The organism is Roseivivax sp. CAU 1761 (assembly GCF_054482755.1).
Genome location: NZ_JBTLRM010000004.1, coordinates 167,419 through 184,478 on the forward strand (window position 1 = coordinate 167,419; position 17,060 = coordinate 184,478).

Here is a 17,060-nt window from a genome sequence, read left to right on the forward strand (position 1 = left end):
GAAAAGCGCGCCGGGCCGAAAGAGATTGTGCCTCCCTCCCCGCTCCACTAGTTTTCCGGCACTTTCAGGCACCTTGCCGCAACCAGGGGCGACCGGAGGCATGACCCGACGCATGGACGGATATGGCAGGATCCTCATCACCGCCGGCGCGCTGGCGCTGCCGCTCTGCGCGCAGGCCCAGACCGGCGTCACGGTGCAGACCAAACAATACGAAGACGGCGGCGTCTACGAAGGCACCTTCGAGGACGGGTTGCAGCACGGCACCGGCACGTACCGGCTACCCAACGGCTACGAATATGTCGGCGAATGGGTCGAGGGCGAGATTCGCGGCGAGGGCCGCGCCACCTTCCCCAACGGCTCGGTCTACGAGGGCCAGTTCGTCAAGGGCAAGCCCGAGGGCCGCGGCCAGATCACCTTTGCCGATGGCGGCACCTACGAGGGCACCTGGGTCGACGGCAAGATCACCGGCCAGGGGGTCGCGGAATATGCCAACGGGGTGCGCTACGAGGGCGGCTTCCGCAACGCCCTGCACCATGGCCGCGGCATCATGACGGCGCCTTCGGGCTATCGCTACGAGGGCGACTGGGTGAACGGCGTCAAGGAAGGCAACGGCACCATCACCTATCCCGACGGCTCGGTCTACGAGGGCCGGGTCTCGGGCGGCGCGCGCGAGGGTGAGGGCACGCTCACCATGCCCGACGGGCTGATCTACGAGGGCATGTGGGATGACGGCCAGATCGACGGCCGCGGCCGCCTGACCCAGCCCGGCGGCGACGTCTACGAGGGCGACCTGGTGGAGGGCCGGCGCGACGGCGAGGGCCGGGTCACCTACGCCAACGGCGACGTCTACGAGGGCGCCTTCGCGGACGACCAGCGCCACGGCGAGGGCACGTTCCGCGGCGCCGACGGCTACGAATATACCGGCAGCTGGGTCGAGGGCCGGATCGAGGGCGAGGGCCGCGTCGCCTATCCCGACGGATCGGTCTATGTCGGCGCGCTGAAGGACGGGCTGGCGCACGGCACCGGCAAGATCACCTATCCCGACGGCTCGACCTACGAGGGCGAATGGGTCGACGGCGTGATCGAGGGCCGGGGCCGGGCCGAATACGCCAACGGGCTGACCTACGAGGGCGAGTTCCGCAACGCCAAGAACCACGGCCAGGGGGTGATGACCTATCCCGACGGCTACCGCTACGACGGCGCCTGGGTCGATGGCCGCCGCGAGGGCCAGGGCACGGCGACCTATCCCGACGGCACGGTCTATACCGGGGAGTTCGCCGACGGCCAGCGCCACGGCGAGGGCGAGATCGTGATGGCCGACGGCTTCCGCTATTCCGGCGGCTGGGAGAACGGCGAGATCTCCGGCACCGGGGTCGCGACCTACGCCAATGGCGACGTCTACGAGGGCACCTTCGTGGACGGCAAGCGCCAGGGCCAGGGCACCATGACCTACGCCACCGGGGAGACCGCCGCCGGCGAATGGGTCAACGGCGCGCTGTCGCGCCGGGACCCCGCCGGCGCGGCGCCGGATGCTGCCGCCGAGGCCGGCGACAGCGCCGAAACGCCGCCGGCCCCGGCCGGACCCGAAGCCGCCGAGGGCGCCGCCCCGACGCCGGGCGAGGACGGCTGAGCCGCGCCCGTTCGGGCGCACAAGGTTGGCACGGGACTTCCGGAGCCTCCGCCGCCCTGGGGACGCGCGGGGGCTGGACGCGAACGGGCGCGGCCGGGGCGGGCCGGCCAACCGGCTTCCTGAGGGCTGCCGGGCACTGCGCAAGATGGCACTGAGGGACGGCACCCCGCTGACCGGGGATCGTGTCGCCGCGGCGGTCCGCAGGCCCTACCCCGCGGAGTGCGCCCCGGCCCCGGGGGCCACGCCCGCTTTCGGACCGGCTCAGCCCAGCGCCGCGTCGCCGTGCTTCAGGATCACCGGCACGACCAGGTCCTCCTCGTCGGTCAGGTGCCGTTCCAGCAGCGCCGCGAACCGGGTCAGGTCGTCGTGGAAGCGGCCGGGCTCGGCGCTGCCGTCGATCACTCCGTTGGCGCTCTGCGCGAAGGCGTCGAGCAGCCCGTCCATGGCGTGATGGTCGGCGTCGAGCAGTGCGAAGCCGCAGTCGAGCCGCGGCTCCAGCCCGGACAGCGCCGGGAAGTAGTGCATGTCCTCGATGCGGTGATGGTTGTGCAGCTCGTTGACCAGCAGCGACCCGTAGCGGCCCAGCCGGGCCGCCTGCGCCTCGGGCGACAGGCGCCCGGAGAGCCGCGCCTGCACGTCCTCGTCGAGCGCCGCGCAGATCTGGCGAAACATGCCGTGGCGCTCCATCCAGAACTGCACCAGACCGCCGAAACGGTCATGGCCCTGCCAGTCCGGGCGCGGGAACTCGGCCGCCAGAAGCCGCAGCGCCTCTGGTAGCCCGTCGCGCCGGTCGAGCTTGAGCGTGTCATCCATGAGGCATTTCCCGGGGGTCGCCGGGCGCCCCGATCATTCCGCGAAGAAGGTGGCCGCGACCTCGTACATCACCGGCTCGAAGGCGCGGCAGAGCGAGCTGAAGCGCTTGTTGTGCTGCTGCATCTCGGGATGCCGCAGCATCGCCAAGAAGTCCTCGCGGCTCTGCCACTGCGAATAGTTCGCGATCCGGGTATGCGCGTCGTTGACGTGCAGGCCCGCGGCGATGAAGCCGGGCTGCTGCGAGATGAAATCCGCATATGCCTCCTTCAGCGCGTCGAGGAGTTCCGGGCAGGTCCCCGGCGACATCTCGAAGGTGGTGATCACGGTCTGGACGTCGCTCGGATGCGCGATTTTCGGCATGGGCTCCTCCTGTCTCGGCGTTCTTCCACTGTGCCACTGCCCATGCCGTCTGCCAATCTCGCTGCATCTCGGCGCTCAGCTCGACCGGCCGTAGAGCGCGCCCCAGCGCTTGATCAGCTCCATCTGGAACTTCTTGGCCCGCGTGTTGTAGGTGCGCATGCCCGGCGGGCCCTCGCGGTCCTCGCGCGGGATGGCGTCGCGGCGCGGCAGGTCGCCGGAGAACACCGCGAAGGCCAGCTCGGTGCCGTCGGGGGTGTCGATGTAGCCCGCCAGCCCGCTGACGAAGTTCAGCGTGCCGGTCTTGGCCCGCACCGAAAGCGGGTGGCCGGAGATCACCCGCCGCGCCTCGTCGCGGATCGGGATGTCCTTGAGGAGCGGCTTGAGCGGCAGCCGCGCCCGTACCGCGACCAGCGCCTGCACCATGTCGGCGGCCGAGATGCGGCTGGCATCGCCGAGCCCGGAATGGTCGGTCAGCGCCACGTCGGTCAGGCCGAGCTCGGCCTGCGCCCAGTCGTTCATCACCGCCGCCGAGGCCTCGAGGCTGTCCGGCACCGTGCCCTGGCGCGCCGCGGTGGCGGCGAGCCCCACCGCCTCGGCGGTCAGGTTGGTGGACCATTTCAGCATCTCGCGCAGGATCGCGTCGAGCGGCGCGCTCTCGCGGCGGACCAGCGTCTCGGCCCCCTCGGGCAGGTCCTCGATCAGCCGCGGCGCCGGCAGCCGCAGGCCCTTGGCGCCGGCCACGGCCTGGAACACCTCGCCGGCATAGAGCGCCGGGCGCTTGACCGGCAGCCAGCGCGCGCCGCCATTGCCGAGCGCGTTGCGCGCCACCGTCCAGTCGTCGCGGCGCCCGGTATCGACATAGGTGTAGATCGGCGTCGAGCGCGCCACCACCACCATGCGCGCCATGTTGACCGGTGGGCGCAGGCTGTCGGAGCGGCCGTCGAGGCTGATGTCGTAGCCCTGCCCGGCGCGGCGCCATTCGAAATGCACCCGGTTGTAGTTCAGGTTCAGCCCCGAGACGCCCGGGGAATAGCCGACATGGTCGGGCTGGGCCGGGTCGATGGTGGCGACCTCGGGCAGCGCCCCGCCCCAGACCAGCAGCTTGCCCGCCACCGTCTCGACCCCGGCCTCGCGCAACGCCCCGGCGAGCTGCGACAGGTGGTCGGTGTCGAGGGTGGGATCGCCGCCGCCGGCGAGGATCAGGTCGCCGTCGAGCCGCCCGGTCGCGTCGACCGGGCCGGTGGCCATGACCCGAGTGGTGAAGACGTGGTCGGGGCCCAGCACGTCGAGCGCGTAGGCCGCGGTGAGCGCCTTGGCCACCGAGGCCGGCGGCAGGCCCAGCGCGCCCGAGCGTTCCTCGAGGATCTCGCCCGTGCGGGTCTCGGCCACCGCGAAGCCGAAGCTGCCGTCAAGCCCGGCCTGGGCGACGATCTCGTCGAGGCTCGGCAGTGCCTGGCTCAGCAGGTCGTCGCCGCGGGCCACCGGGCGCGGCGAGGTTTCCGGGGCCTCGGCGAAGACCGGACCGGCGGCGGTGGCAAGCAGGGCCGCGAGGACACGGCGACGGGTGAGTTGTTGAACCATGCATCGGAGTTAGCCCGCGCCCCGGCCTCCGACAAGAACCCTGCGCAAGCGCGTATCGCCGGCCCTGCCGGCGCGGCGCCTCAGGTTTCGGGCCAGGCGCCCCCGGCGCGGATCGCGGTCGAGCTGACGGCGCGCAGCGGGACGTTGAGAAAGCACCAGGCCGGCGCCGCCCGGAACGGCAGGCAGGGCGCCGCCGCGGCGGGCAGCCGGGCGGCCGCCAGCCGGTGCGCCGCCACCGAGGTCAGGGCGCCGAGCCGCTCGCCCGGCCGCGCCAGCACGCCGAGCGGCAGGGTCGCCGCGATGCCCTGCCAATCCTCCCAGCGGTGGAACTGGGCGAGGTTGTCGGCCCCCATCAGCCAGACGAACCGGGTGCCGGGATGGCGCGCGGTCAGCGCCGCCAGCGTAGCGGCGGTGTAGCGCGTGCCGAGCGCCGCCTCGATGTCGCTGACGATCACCCGGGGATGGCGCATCAGCCGGCGCGCCGCGTCGAGGCGCGCGGCAAGCGGCGCCGGACCGCGCCGTTTCAGGGGATTGCCGGGAGAGACCAGCCAGACCACGCGGTCGAGCCCGAAGCGCTTCAGCGCCTCGCGGGTGACGTGGACATGGCCCGCATGGGGCGGATCGAAGGAGCCGCCGAAAAGCCCGACACGGAGCCCCGGCGCAAGGGGAAGGCGCGCGACCATGGCGCCGGCTTAACGGCCGCCCCGCGGACCCGCAACGTCCGGCCCGGCCGCCCCATCGCCGTCCGCCCCGTCGCGTGGCGCCGCCGTCACGGCGTCGCCCAGCCGCAGGCGGCCGGGGGCGAGCACCTCGGCGTAGAACCCGCCATGGCCGCGCACCGCGGAATAGCCGCCATGGTCGAGGGTTTCCTCCATCCGCGAGCACGGCGCACAGAGCTTGCCCGGCCGCAGCAGCACGCCGCCGATCCGGCAGGTCCAGTGGCGCAGCGCGGCGAGGTTGATGCCCGCCACCACGAGGTTGCGGCGCAGCGCCTCCGGCGGCACCGGCGGGCGGCCGAGCAGCGCGCCGATCACCGCCAGGTGCTCGGCCTGCAGGAGGGTGACGGCGCGCGGCCCGGCCCCGGCGTGATCGCCGTCGAGCCCCGCGGGGCCGACCTGCGCCGCCGCGACGGCGCGCATCGCGGCCCGGCGCGCGGGCCGCAGGCCGATCCAGACCAGCCGCCCGGGCTGGGCGTGGCGGCCCGTCATCTCCCCCAGATCGCTCATGAACTCCGCCCCGTCGCTGTCCCGTCGCCGCCCCGGCGCTGTCCGGTCGCTGTCCTGTCGCTGTCCCGGCGCCCCTTCGCCGCGGCATCCGGTCCGCGCGAGGCCGCGCGCCGCTCCGCCGCGGCGCCATAGGCCCCCTTCCGACCCGCGCCGAGATCGCGTATTGAGCCGCCCAAACCTCAGATCACGAATTGACGGAGCGCCCGCATGGCAGCCTACCAATACGTCTATCACATGGACGGGGTCTCCAAGACCTATCCCGGCGGCAAGAAATGTTTCGAGAACATCCGCCTGAACTTCCTGCCCGGCGTCAAGATCGGCGTCGTCGGCGTCAACGGCGCCGGCAAGTCGACGCTGCTGAAGATCATGGCCGGGATCGACAAGGACTTCTCAGGCGAGGCGTGGTCCGCCGAGGGCGCGCGCATCGGCTACCTGCCGCAGGAGCCGCAGCTCGACCAGAGCCTCGACGTGCGCGGCAACGTGATGCTGGGTGTGGCCCGGAAGAAGGCCAAGCTCGACCGCTTCAACGAACTGGCGATGAACTATTCCGACGAGACCGCTGACGAGATGGCGCAGCTCCAGGACGAGATCGACGGTGAGAACCTGTGGGATCTCGACAGCCAGATCGACGTCGCCATGGAGGCGCTGCGCTGCCCGCCGGACGATGCCGAGGTGGCGTCGCTCTCGGGCGGCGAGGTGCGCCGGGTGGCGCTCTGCAAGCTCCTGCTCGAAGCGCCCGACATGCTGCTCCTCGACGAGCCGACCAACCACCTCGACGCCGAGACCATCGCCTGGCTGCAGAACCACCTGATCGCCTACAAGGGCACCATCCTCTGCGTCACCCACGACCGCTACTTCCTCGACGACATCACCGGCTGGATCCTCGAGCTCGACCGCGGCCGCGGCATTCCCTACGAGGGCAATTATTCCTCGTGGCTGGAGCAGAAGGCCAAGCGGCTGGAGCAGGAGGCGCGCGAGGACAAGGCCAAGCAGCGCACGCTGTCGCGCGAGCTGGAATGGATGCGGCAGGGCCAGAAGGCGCGCCAGGCCAAGTCCAAGGCGCGGATCCAGGCCTACGAGAAGATGGCCAGCCAGTCCGAGAAGGAGCGCGTCGGCAAGGCGCAGATCGTCATCCCCAACGGCCCCCGGCTCGGCGGCAAGGTGATCGAGATCGAGAACCTGCGGAAGGCGATGGGCGACAAGCTCCTGATCGAGGACCTGTCCTTCTCGCTGCCGCCGGGCGGCATCGTCGGCGTCATCGGCCCGAACGGCGCCGGCAAGTCGACGCTGTTCAAGATGCTCACCGGGCAGGAGCAGCCCGATGACGGCAAGATCGAGTACGGCGAGACCGTCGAGCTCAGCTATGTCGACCAGACCCGCGACGACCTGAACCCGACCGACACCGTCTGGGAGGCGATCACCGGCGGCGCCGAGCTGATCAAGCTCGGCGATGCGGAGATCAATTCGCGCAAGTATTGCGGCGCCTTCAACTTCAAGGGCTCCGACCAGCAGAAGGTGGTGGGCCAGCTTTCGGGCGGCGAGCGCAACCGCGTGCACATGGCGCGGCTGCTGAAATCCGGCGGCAACGTGCTGCTGCTCGACGAACCGACCAACGACCTCGACGTGGAGACGCTGCGCGCGCTCGAGGATGCGCTGGTGGATTTCGCCGGCTGCGCCGTGGTGATCAGCCACGACCGCTTCTTTCTCGACCGCATCTGCACCCACATCCTGGCCTTCGAGGGCGAGGCCCATGTGGAATGGTTCGAGGGCAATTTCGAGGATTACGAGGAGGACAAGAAGCGCCGCCTCGGCCCCGATGCGGTGGAGCCCAAGCGGGTGAAGTTCAAGAAGTTCGCCCGCTGAGGCGACGGGCGGCGGGCGCGCGACCGCGCGCCGCGCGAGGGCCAGGGAACGGGCGGCGGGCCGAGGGTCTGCCGACCGTTTCGCGTGCGCGGAGGACCGCTGGCGCGCGCCCCCGGGCGCGCTCGGCGCCCTTGCCGAATGCCGGATCCCGCTATGTGAAAGGGCAGGCCCCTCGCTTTCAGCACGTATGGACCGACATGAGCACCCTCGAAGAAACTTTCGCCAAACTCGAAGCCCGCATGGACGCGACCCGCAGCCGCGCCGCGCGCAGCATCGCCACCCCGGTCGCCCCGGCCGCCCCCTCGCGCGGCGACCAGACCACCGCCGCCGCCCGCCAGATCATCGAGGACGAACGCCGCCACCGCGCCGAGGCCACCGCGCGCCTGCGCGAGCAGCGCATCGCCCGCGACAAGGCGGGATCGGCGGAAAAGGGCTGACCCCGCGGCCAATCGTCCCGGCCGGCATTCGAAACAACTTGCAAATTGAGGTCGTCCCTGCCATATGGGAAAACGCTGACGATCTACTCTTCGACCCTGCTGTTTTCCGACCCCGGCACTCAGACTATCGACCAGACGTGACGTCGCCGGGCTGCCGCAGTTCCGCGGGCAGCGAAAACAGACGAGGAAGACACTCATGGCAACTGGCACCGTGAAGTGGTTCAACACCACCAAAGGCTACGGCTTCATTGCACCGGAAACCGGCGGCAAGGACGTGTTCGTGCACATCTCCGCCGTCGAGCGTTCGGGCCTGACCGGCCTGCGCGACGACCAGAAGGTCACCTACGACATCGAATCCGGCCGTGACGGCCGCGAGAGCGCGGTGAACCTCTCCATCGCCTGATCCGACCAGGATCGCGAGATCGAAAAGGCCGCTCCGAGGAGCGGCCTTTGTCGTTTCACAGGGGTGCCCGGCGCGCCGGGCCCCGGCTCACATCTTGCGGCGCGCGAGGCCCAGCAGGCCGCTGATCAGCCGGCCCTTGGGGCTGCGGCGGCGCATCGGCGCGCCGACCGGACGACGGTAATGGGTGCCGCGGCGCGACCGGGCAAAGCCGGTCAGGGCGGTGCGGATGATGCCTCCGATGGACATGTCTCGATCCTCCTCGACTGGGTGCGGGCGACCATCGCCCGTTCGCAGCGTCAACTCGCGGGCGTCCCGGCCGTTCCCGGGCCGGCGCGGCGCTCGGCGGCGGCTTGCCGAGGCCGGACGGCTCAGCCGGACGCCGCCTCGGGCCAGGGCGGGGCGGCCCTGAGGCCCGCCTCCAGCCGCCCGGCCGCGTCGCCGGGCACCAGGACCACGAGGCCCGGCGCCCCGGGCCGCAGCCGCACCTGTCCCAGCGCCTCGTTCGAGGTGCCGATCCGTCCGCCGGGCGCCAGGCGCAGCCCGTCGATGGGCCAGCGCAGCCCCTCCGAGCGGCCGGAGATCTCGCACAGCGGATAGAGCGAGACCCGCGTCCCCGGCGCCAGGTCGAGCGTCAGCTCCGGCGGCACCAGCGCCACCGCATCCGCCGCCCCGATCAGCAGGCAGCGCTGTCCGGGGCGCCGCGCCAAGACCGTCAGCGCCGCCAGCGCATGGTCGAGCCGGGCCTCGAGGAACCCGAAGCCGAGGATCAGCGGCGCCGCGATATTGCGCAGCGCCTTGTCGAAATCGGTGCTGTCCTGTTCGGCGATGCGGTGCAGCCGCGCGGGCGGGATCCGGGCGCGCAGGTCTTCGGGCAGCGAATCGAGATCGCCGATCACCGCGTCGGGCATCCGGCCCAGCGCCAGAAGCGTCGCCGCGCCGCCATCCGCCGCGACCGCGCAATCGGTCCGCGCCAGGGCCCGCTTCAGGGGGCCGGACGCGCACGGTGCCCCGCCCACCAGCAGGACCGTCGATGTGCTGCTGACAATCGGGGTCTTCATGGCCATTTCATGGCAGGGCCCCCGGCGGACCACAATGCGGACATGAAATCATACGCTGCCGAACTCGATTTCGGACGGCTTTGGTCCCGCTCCTCATGGTAGACAATCGGGGGCCAAAGGACCGAAAGTGAGCAGCACATGGTTAGTTCGAGCAAAATCCTCACGGTTTCCTACGGAACCTTCTCCTGCACGCTGGAGGGATTCGACGATTCGTTCGACACCATGAAGGCGATCGCCGAATACTTCCGCGACCTGGCGCAGGACGACCGTTATTTCGGAGCCGAACCGCCGACCCCGGATGCCGAGATGCTGGCCCGCATCGCCGAGCGCGAGATCGCCCGCCGGGTCGAGGCACGGGTCGAAGGCAGCTCGGTCCGGCTGCGCTCGATCGGACACGACGCTCAGACGGCCGCCCGGGCGGCCGAGGAGGGTCAGAGCGCCGCCCGCCGCGACCTTGCCGCAAGCGTCGCCGCCTCGGCGGCGGTCACCGGCGCAAGCGATGCCGAGGCGCCGACGCGCCCTGCCCCCGACGCGGCGCCCGCCGCAGCCCAGGCGCCGGACACTGGCGTGGCGCAGCCCGCAGATCCGGTCGCCAGCGCCGCCTTGGCCGACCGGATCGCCCGCGATGCGCCGCTCACCGGGCCGGCCGCGACGGACATGGCCGCCACCGATTCGACCGCGGCGGCCTCCGCCTCCCGCCTGCCGCAGCGGCCGATGCCCGGCGGCATTGCCGAGAAATTGCAGCGCATCCGCGATGTCGTGGCCTCGGGCACCGCGCGCCCCGACAGCGGCGGGACGACGCCCGGCGCGGCCCCCGCAACGCACGGCGGCACCGCGGCCGGCGGCGCCCCGGCGGACGCCGAGGCGCCGGAGTCGATCGACGTGGGGGCTCCGGAGCTTCTCGTCGCGGACGACGAGCTGATCGCCGCCGCCGCGGCGCTGGCCGAGGATGACGGGGACGATGCCCGTTCCGAGCCGCCCGCCCCGCAGGCGGATGCCGCCGACGCCTTCCGGGCCGCCGCCTGGGGCGACGACGCCGAGGCGCCGGCGCTGCCTGGGAGCGACGAGAGCGGGTCTGACACCGTCGCGCCGCGCCTCGAGGCCGAGGACGCGCCCGAGGACGAGTGCGCGCTCGCCGCGGCGCTGGCCGGCGCGGAACCGGCAGACATGTCCGACGAGGTCGATGAGGTCGACAGCCATGCCGGCGGCGCGGCGGCAAGCGACGATGCGGTCCCCGCACCGGACGCGGCCGACGCGGGTGCCGAGGCCGCCGGGGCGGACGGCATTGCGGAGGCCGCCGAGAGCCGCCCGCGCGCGGTGAAGGTCAAGCGCGACGTCTTTGACGCCGCCGTGGCGAGCGGCGCCTTCGCGCCGGTCGAGCCCGGCGATGCCGGCGACGATGGCGCGGCGAACGCCGACAGCAGCCTGTCCGATGCCGACGAGGCGGAACTGGCGCGGGAACTGGCCTCGCTCGAGGCCGAACTTGCCGGAATCGCGCCGGAGGAGGGATCAGGGCCTGCCGCGGCGCCGGACGACGCAGCGCCGGCCGAGGACGCGCCCGCGAGTGCCGGCGACAGCTTTGCCGAGGAGGTCGCCGCGGCCTTCGAGGGGTCGGGAGAGGCGGCCTTCGCCGAGAGCGACGAGGCCGAGGGCGCCGGCGCCGCGACCGAACCCGAGGCCGATAGCTTCGAGGCGCAGGACAGCGCCGACACCTTCGACCCGGACGATTACGACGACGACGAGGCCACCGAGGCGGCGCGCCGGGCGGTGAAGATGGCCAGCCCCGCCCGCGCCATGCTGACCGAGAACCGCATCGCCGAGGATGACGGGTCGGTGTCGCGGCTGATGACCGAGACCGACCGCGAATTCCGCGAGCCCGAGGGCAACCGCCGCCGCTCCGCCATCGCCCATCTGCGCGCCGCGGTGGCCGCCACCCGGGCCGACCGGCTGCTCGGGCGGCGCCGGTCCGAGACCGAGGAGACCGAACCCTACCGCGAGGATCTGGCCGATGTGGTGCGGCCGCGGCGCCCCAAGCCCAGCGAGGCCCGCCGCCCCGCCGAGCGTCCCGCGCCGTCCCGGCCGGCGCCGCTCAAGCTGGTGGCCGAACAGCGCGTCGGCGCCGAGCCGGCCGCGGCCGCCGAACCGGTGCGCCCGCGCCGCGTCGCGCGGGAGGCGGAGGCCCCGTCCGAGGCCGGCGGGCCGGGCTTCGTCGCCTTCGCGCGTTCGGTGGGGGCGGTGGACCTGCCGGACCTGCTTGAAGCGGCAGCGGCCTACCTGGCCTTCGTCGAGGAGCGGCCGCAATTCACCCGGCCGCAGCTCATGGGCAAGCTGCGCGAGGCCGAGACCAGCGAATCGAGCCGCGAGGACCGGCTGCGGAGCTTCGGCCAGCTGCTGCGCGAGGGCAAGATCGCCAAAATCGAGGGCGGCCGCTTCACCGCCTCGGACCGCATCGCCTATCGCAGCGAAGCCCGCGCCGCCGGCTGACCCGCGGCCAGGTCCCGCTTCGCGAACGACCGCGCGCGCCTCCCCCGGGGGCGCGCGTTTCGCGTCAGCGCAGCCGCGGCGGGCGGTCGGGATCGCTGCCGGGGGCGGCGGGCGCGGCGGCCGGCGCCGCGGCGGCGGGGTCGGGCAGGTCGAAGCGCAGACCGACCTCGGCCAGCCGCGCCGCCAGCGCGGCCTCGCCGGCCACGAAGGCCAGGTCGAGCGCGCCCTCCTCGAGCCCGCCGAAGACCACCGCCTCGCGCAGGCTGCGCGCCAGCGGGCCCTCGGCGCCCGGCGCCACGTCGGCCACCCCGAGCAGCAACCCGCGCTGCCCCCCGGCATAGCGCGCCTCGACCAGCCAGGCGGCGCGCGCCAGCCCGGCGGCGCGGGCCAGGGCCGCGTCGAGCGCGCCCAGAAGTCGCTCCGGCGCCCCGGCGGGCGGCGCCACCGCGACCGGGCGCTCGGCGATCTCGCCCGGCGCCTCCTCCAGCATCGCCGCGAACCAGTCGAGCGCATCGGAGGGCAGCAGGATCGAGGACGGCGCGACCTCCAGATTGAGCCCGAGCCCGATGCCCTGCCCGGCCAGCATCTCGGCCAGGGCCCGGCCCGGCAGCGCCGCGTAGGGCACCGGCCGCCCGGCAAAGGCCGCGAGCCGCGCCTCGCTGTCGAAGGCGAGCACCACCGGCCCGTCCTCGAGCTCGAAGACCTCGGGCGACAGCGTCTCCCCCGCCGCCTCCTCGGTGAGCATCAGGACCAGCTCCACCGCGCCCAGCCGGGCGTAGAAGGCCAGCCGCGCCGCGCCGTCCTCGGGGGCGGCGGTCATCGCGTGGTGGGCGGCGTCGAGCGGGGTGGCCTCGGTCATGCGGGTCTCCGGCGAATCGGCGGCAACGGGGCGCGACCTTCCTCCGGTCGCGCCGTCACCGCAAGCCGCCGGGCCGGATCACTCCGCGGCCCAGCCCGACACCGCCTTGACCTCGCAGAAATCGGCGATGCCGAAATGCCCGCCCTCGCGGCCGTTGCCGGATTGCTTCATGCCGCCGAAGGGCGCCCCGGCGCCGCGGCTCTCGCCGTTCATCTCGACCATGCCGGAGCGCAGCTGGCGCGCCAGCCGGTTGCGCCGGGCGCCGTCGGCGGTCTGCACGTAGTTGGTCAGGCCGTAGGGCGTGTCATTGGCGATCTCGACCGCCTGCGCCTCGTTTTCGAAACGCAGGATCGACAGGACCGGGCCGAAGATCTCCTCCCGCGCGATGGTCATGTCGTTGCTGACATCGGCAAAGACCGTGGGGCGCACGAAATAGCCGCGGTTCAGCCCCTCGGGCCGGCCGGGGCCGCCGGCGACCAGCCGCGCGCCCTCGTCGATGCCGGTCTGGATCAGGTCCTGCACCTTCTGCCACTGCGTGGCGTTGACCAGCGGGCCGATATGCCGCCCGTCCTCGGAGGCCGGGCCGACGCTCACCGAACCGGCGACCTCTGCGGCCTCCTCCACCACGCGGTCGTAGACCGAGGCCTCAACCAGCATGCGGGACGGCGCGTTGCAGCTCTGGCCGGTGTTCTGCATCATGTGGATGACGCCGCGCTTCACCGCCTTCTCGTCGGCATCGGCGAAGACCAGGTTGGCGCCCTTGCCGCCCAGCTCCAGATGCACCCGCTTCAGGGTGTCGGCGGCCTCCTTGGAGATCAGCCGCCCGGCCCGGCTCGACCCGGTGAAGCTCACCATGTCGACATCGGGGTGCCCCGAAAGCTGGGTGCCGACGCCCTGCCCGTCGCCGTTGACGAGGTTGAACACGCCCGGCGGGAAGCCCGCCTCGTGCATCAGCTCGGCGAAGATCAGCGCGCTCATCGGGCTTTCCTCGGAGGGCTTGAGCACCATTGTGCAGCCCGCCGCCACCGCCGCGCCGACCTTGAGCGTGATCTGGTTCATCGGCCAGTTCCACGGCGTGATCAGCGCCGCGACGCCCACCGCCTCGTGCAGGATGCGGTCGTTCGGCGCGTGATCGCCCAGCGGCGCCTCGAACGGGAAGGCGCGCGCCGCGTCGATGAAGTTCTGCAGGTGGAACGCCCCGGCCCCGACCTGGTTCTTGCGCGCCAGATCGAGCGGCGCGCCCATCTCGCGGCTCATCGCCTGGGCCAGGTCGCCGGCGCGCGCCTTGTAGGCGGCGAGCAGCTTCTCGAGCAGCGCCACGCGCTCCACCGGGGAGGTGTGCATCCAGCCCGGCAGCGCCCGCTTGGCCGCGGCCACCGCGGCATCGGTGTCGGCGCGCCCGCCGAGCGAGATGGTGGCATAGGGCTCCTCGGTCGAGGGGTCGATCACCGCGTGGTCGCGGCCGTCCCTCGGATCGCACCATGCCCCGTCGATGTAGAATTGCCGGGCCTCGATCATCGCGCGCACTCCTGTCCTGGAAGCCAGGCGGCCGCGCCGCCCCGAAATTTGATCATATCCTGTCAGCGCCCGGGCGGCCATGCAAGCGGCGGGGGATGCAAAGGCCGGGTCAGGCGACTAAGTAGGACGCAACGGCAACCAGACACGGAGGGTCCGCCATGTCCCTGAGGATCAACGACACCATCCCCGATCTCACCGTCGAGACCGACCAGGGCACGTTCAGCCTGCACGAATGGATCGGCGACAGCTGGGCGATCCTGTTCTCGCACCCGAAGGACTTCACCCCGGTCTGCACCACAGAGTTCGGCGCCGTGGCGCAGCTCTCCGACGAATGGCAGAAGCGCGGCACCAAGGTGATCGGCGTCTCGGTGGATTCCGCCGAGGACCACAAGCGCTGGAAATCCGACATCGAGGTGGTCTCCAAGGGCGCCCGCGCGGGCTTCCCGATCATCGCCGACAGCGATCTCACGGTCTCCAAGGCCTTCGACATGCTGCCCGCCGACGCCTATCTGCCGGACGGCCGCACGCCCAACGACACCGCCACGGTGCGCGCGGTCTACATCATCGCGCCGGACAAGTCGCTGAAGCTGACCATGACCTATCCGATGAACGTGGGCCGCAACTTCGCCGAGGTGCTGCGCGCCCTCGACGGGCTGCAGACCGCGGCCAAGCACACCGTGGCGACGCCGGCGAACTGGCAGGTCGGCGACGACGTGGTGATCCCGGCCACGGTCTCCGAGGAGGACGCCGCCAACCGCTTCGGCCAGTACCAGACCGTGTTGCCCTACCTGCGGATGACCAAGCTGCCGGCCTGAGGCGGCTCCGGGGGGACCGGCGCGCCCGGCCCCCCGGAGCCGCCCCGGCCCGGCGCGCCTCATTCGGGCGCTCGACCGCCGCCGCCGATGCCCAGCGCGCCGCGCAGCACGCCCAGCGCCTCGGCGCGCTTGGCCGGGCTGCGGTAGGTGTCGCTGTGGCGCAGCGCGTTCAGCGTCTCGAGCACCGTGGCGAGGCGCGGCCGCGGCCAGCCGTGCTTGCGCCGTGCGGCCACCCGCGATGCCCCGAGATGCCAGGCCTTGAAGGCGTCGAGCGCCGCCGAGGGGCGGCTCGATTCGCCCCCCGCATGGTGCAGTTCGGCCGCCCGCACCAGCCCGAGCCGGTGCCCGGCGGCCCGCAGCCGCAGGCAGAGATCGTCGTCTTCGTGAAACAGGAAGATCGCCGGGTCGAAGCCGCCCACCGCCTCGAAGGCGGTGCGGCGCACGATGAGGGCCGCACCGCTCAGCACAAAGACGTCGCGGCTGGCGGCGGGCAGGCCCTTGGGCAGGGTCTCGGCCGGGTCGCGCGACAGCCGCGAGCGGCGGCGCAGCAGCGGCCGCCCCGGCGCCTTCCAGATCACCGGGTTGGCCGCGCCGAGGCCCGGATCGGCGTCGAGCGCCGCCACCAGCGCCGCGAGGCAGCCGGGCGCGAGCGCGGCGTCGGGGTTGACGAAGAACAGGAACTCGCGCGCCGCCCCCTCCGCGCCGAGGTTGCAGCCGCCGCCGAAGCCGAGATTGGCGCCCGGACGGCGCAGCGTCGCACCGGCGCCGCGCGCCACCTCGGCCAGCGCCGCCGGGTCGTCGGCCCCGTTCTCCACGATCACCGTCTCGGTGCCGGCCGGCAGGCTGCGCAGCATGGTGCCGATCACCCGCTCCGAGCGATAGGCCACGCTGATCGCGCGGATGCGCGGCGCGGCGGCGGCATCGGCGTCAGAATGATGCAAGCGGGCTCCCTCCGGGGTGACACGGGCTGCGCCGGACCCTGCACCATGGCGGCGCCGGGGGAAAGCCGCCGTCGCGCCGCGGGACCGGGCCCGGCGCGGCGGCGCCGGTCACACGAAGTCGACCGGACCGTCCGGGGCGCGCGACGGCAGCACCACCACGTCGGCGCCATGCACGCGGCGCTCGTAGAGGTCGATCACGTCGTGGTCGAGCATCCGGATGCAGCCCGAGGACACCGCCTTGCCCAGCTCCGCCGGCACCGCGGCGCCGTGGATGCGGTAGAGCGTGTCGCGCCCGTCCTTGAACAGGTAGAGCGCGCGGGCGCCCATCGGGTTGTCGGGTCCGGGCTGCATGCCGCCCCTGGCCACCGAATAGGGCGCCAGTTCGGGCCGCCGCGCGATCATCGAGGCCGGGACCTTCCAGACCGGCCATTCGCGGGCGAATTGCAGCCGCGCCGTGCCCTGCCAGGAAAACCCCGCCGCGCCGACGCTGACGCCGTAGCGCATGGCGCGCCCGGGCGATTGCACGAAATGCAGGAGGGCGGCGTCGGGATCGACGACGATGGTGCCGCGCCGGCGGTCGGGAAAGGGATTGGCGACCTCCTGCCGCCAAAGCTCGGGCGGCACCACACCGTCGGGCACCCGCCCGATCGGGAACGGCTCGCCCTGGATGGCGCCGTAGAAGTCGGGCATCGGCGGCGGCGTCGCCGCGGGCGCGGTATCGGCGGCGGCGGCAGGGCGGAGATCGGCGGGGCGGGCGCAGGCGGCCAGCGCGGAAGTGGCGGCGAGCGCCGCGAAGCTGCGTCGGGTCAGCATGGGACATCCTTTCTGTCGTGACGGGATCGGCGCGGCATCTCCGCGCCCGGGTTCCGGTCAGACAGGCCGCGGCGGATCGCGCGGCGGGCGGCGTCCGGCATCGGCGCCGGACCACGCGCCTTCGGGGCGCGGCGCGCGCATCGCCGGCCGCGGGCCGGATTGCCCGGCCTCGGCCGGCAGCAGGTCGCCGCCGCAGGGGCTGCCGGGCAGCGTCGCCACGCGGCAGGGCTTCGCCGGGGCGCGCAGGGCGGCGGCCGGC

Annotated in this window: 18 protein-coding genes; 6 read left to right on the top strand and 12 right to left on the bottom strand. The window is 72.9% G+C overall.

The window, feature by feature from the left end:
• Positions 1–100 precede the first annotated feature (100 nt).
• Positions 101–1,630 carry an MORN repeat-containing protein gene (locus ACXYMW_RS04670; RefSeq protein ID WP_459034133.1) on the top strand — a complete coding sequence of 510 codons (1,530 nt, stop codon included), beginning with the start codon at positions 101–103 and terminating at the stop codon, positions 1,628–1,630.
• 261 nt (positions 1,631–1,891) lie between these two features.
• Here the strand turns inward: ACXYMW_RS04670 and ACXYMW_RS04675 are convergent, their stop codons facing one another.
• From ACXYMW_RS04675 to ACXYMW_RS04695, 5 genes are all read right to left on the bottom strand, one after another.
• Entirely contained in the window at positions 1,892–2,443 is a 552-nt protein-coding gene (locus tag ACXYMW_RS04675) for a hemerythrin domain-containing protein (RefSeq protein WP_459034134.1), read from the bottom strand.
• A 33-nt stretch (positions 2,444–2,476) separates the two neighbouring features.
• On the bottom strand, positions 2,477–2,803 hold the full coding sequence (locus tag ACXYMW_RS04680; protein ID WP_459034135.1) for an antibiotic biosynthesis monooxygenase family protein: 327 nt from the start codon (positions 2,801–2,803) through the stop codon (positions 2,477–2,479).
• Between the two features lie 75 nt (positions 2,804–2,878).
• Positions 2,879–4,384 carry a D-alanyl-D-alanine carboxypeptidase/D-alanyl-D-alanine endopeptidase gene (gene dacB / locus ACXYMW_RS04685; protein ID WP_459034136.1) on the bottom strand — a complete coding sequence of 502 codons (1,506 nt, stop codon included), beginning with the start codon at positions 4,382–4,384 and terminating at the stop codon, positions 2,879–2,881.
• Between the two features lie 80 nt (positions 4,385–4,464).
• Positions 4,465–5,067: a nicotinate-nucleotide adenylyltransferase gene (locus tag ACXYMW_RS04690; protein ID WP_459034137.1), complete on the bottom strand. Its 603-nt coding sequence runs from the start codon at positions 5,065–5,067 to the stop codon at positions 4,465–4,467.
• A 9-nt stretch (positions 5,068–5,076) separates the two neighbouring features.
• The gene (locus tag ACXYMW_RS04695) at positions 5,077–5,610 is read right to left on the bottom strand and encodes an MOSC domain-containing protein (RefSeq protein ID WP_459034138.1); all 534 of its coding nucleotides are present in this window, start codon (positions 5,608–5,610) and stop codon (positions 5,077–5,079) included.
• Positions 5,611–5,817: 207 nt separating this feature from the next.
• Between ACXYMW_RS04695 and ettA the strand changes: the two genes are divergently transcribed.
• From ettA to ACXYMW_RS04710, 3 genes are all read left to right on the top strand, one after another.
• Positions 5,818–7,473, top strand: a complete 1,656-nt coding sequence (gene ettA, locus ACXYMW_RS04700; RefSeq protein ID WP_459034139.1) for an energy-dependent translational throttle protein EttA — start codon at positions 5,818–5,820, stop codon at positions 7,471–7,473.
• Positions 7,474–7,670: 197 nt separating this feature from the next.
• On the top strand, positions 7,671–7,910 hold the full coding sequence (locus ACXYMW_RS04705) for a hypothetical protein (protein ID WP_459034140.1): 240 nt from the start codon (positions 7,671–7,673) through the stop codon (positions 7,908–7,910).
• Positions 7,911–8,106: 196 nt separating this feature from the next.
• Positions 8,107–8,313, top strand: a complete 207-nt coding sequence (locus ACXYMW_RS04710) for a cold-shock protein (protein WP_459034141.1) — start codon at positions 8,107–8,109, stop codon at positions 8,311–8,313.
• A gap of 87 nt (positions 8,314–8,400) precedes the next feature.
• Here the strand turns inward: ACXYMW_RS04710 and ACXYMW_RS04715 are convergent, their stop codons facing one another.
• Together ACXYMW_RS04715 and ACXYMW_RS04720 are read right to left on the bottom strand one after the other, a co-directional pair.
• Positions 8,401–8,559 carry a hypothetical protein gene (locus tag ACXYMW_RS04715; protein WP_459034142.1) on the bottom strand — a complete coding sequence of 53 codons (159 nt, stop codon included), beginning with the start codon at positions 8,557–8,559 and terminating at the stop codon, positions 8,401–8,403.
• Between the two features lie 122 nt (positions 8,560–8,681).
• Complete coding sequence (locus tag ACXYMW_RS04720; protein ID WP_459034143.1) at positions 8,682–9,371, bottom strand: thiamine diphosphokinase; 690 nt, start codon at positions 9,369–9,371, stop codon at positions 8,682–8,684.
• A gap of 138 nt (positions 9,372–9,509) precedes the next feature.
• Here ACXYMW_RS04720 and ACXYMW_RS04725 point away from each other — a divergent pair, with 138 nt between their 5' ends.
• The gene (locus tag ACXYMW_RS04725; protein ID WP_459034144.1) at positions 9,510–11,855 is read left to right on the top strand and encodes a hypothetical protein; all 2,346 of its coding nucleotides are present in this window, start codon (positions 9,510–9,512) and stop codon (positions 11,853–11,855) included.
• A gap of 64 nt (positions 11,856–11,919) precedes the next feature.
• On the opposite strand, the gene ACXYMW_RS04730 is transcribed toward ACXYMW_RS04725, so the two are convergent.
• Entirely contained in the window at positions 11,920–12,714 is a 795-nt protein-coding gene (locus ACXYMW_RS04730) for an SseB family protein (protein WP_459034145.1), read from the bottom strand.
• Positions 12,715–12,792: 78 nt separating this feature from the next.
• On the bottom strand, positions 12,793–14,232 hold the full coding sequence (locus ACXYMW_RS04735; RefSeq protein ID WP_459034146.1) for an aldehyde dehydrogenase family protein: 1,440 nt from the start codon (positions 14,230–14,232) through the stop codon (positions 12,793–12,795).
• A gap of 158 nt (positions 14,233–14,390) precedes the next feature.
• Here ACXYMW_RS04735 and ACXYMW_RS04740 point away from each other — a divergent pair, with 158 nt between their 5' ends.
• Positions 14,391–15,047, top strand: coding sequence for a peroxiredoxin (locus tag ACXYMW_RS04740; RefSeq protein WP_459034147.1), 657 nt, complete (start codon positions 14,391–14,393; stop codon positions 15,045–15,047).
• A gap of 59 nt (positions 15,048–15,106) precedes the next feature.
• On the opposite strand, the gene ACXYMW_RS04745 is transcribed toward ACXYMW_RS04740, so the two are convergent.
• The 3 genes from ACXYMW_RS04745 to ACXYMW_RS04755 form a co-directional block, all read right to left on the bottom strand.
• Entirely contained in the window at positions 15,107–15,988 is an 882-nt protein-coding gene (locus ACXYMW_RS04745; protein WP_459034148.1) for a glycosyltransferase family 2 protein, read from the bottom strand.
• A 108-nt stretch (positions 15,989–16,096) separates the two neighbouring features.
• The gene (locus ACXYMW_RS04750; RefSeq protein WP_459034149.1) at positions 16,097–16,801 is read right to left on the bottom strand and encodes a L,D-transpeptidase; all 705 of its coding nucleotides are present in this window, start codon (positions 16,799–16,801) and stop codon (positions 16,097–16,099) included.
• A gap of 57 nt (positions 16,802–16,858) precedes the next feature.
• Positions 16,859–17,060, bottom strand: a 202-nt coding sequence (locus ACXYMW_RS04755; RefSeq protein ID WP_459034150.1) for a hypothetical protein, incomplete at its 5' end; no start/stop codon positions are given.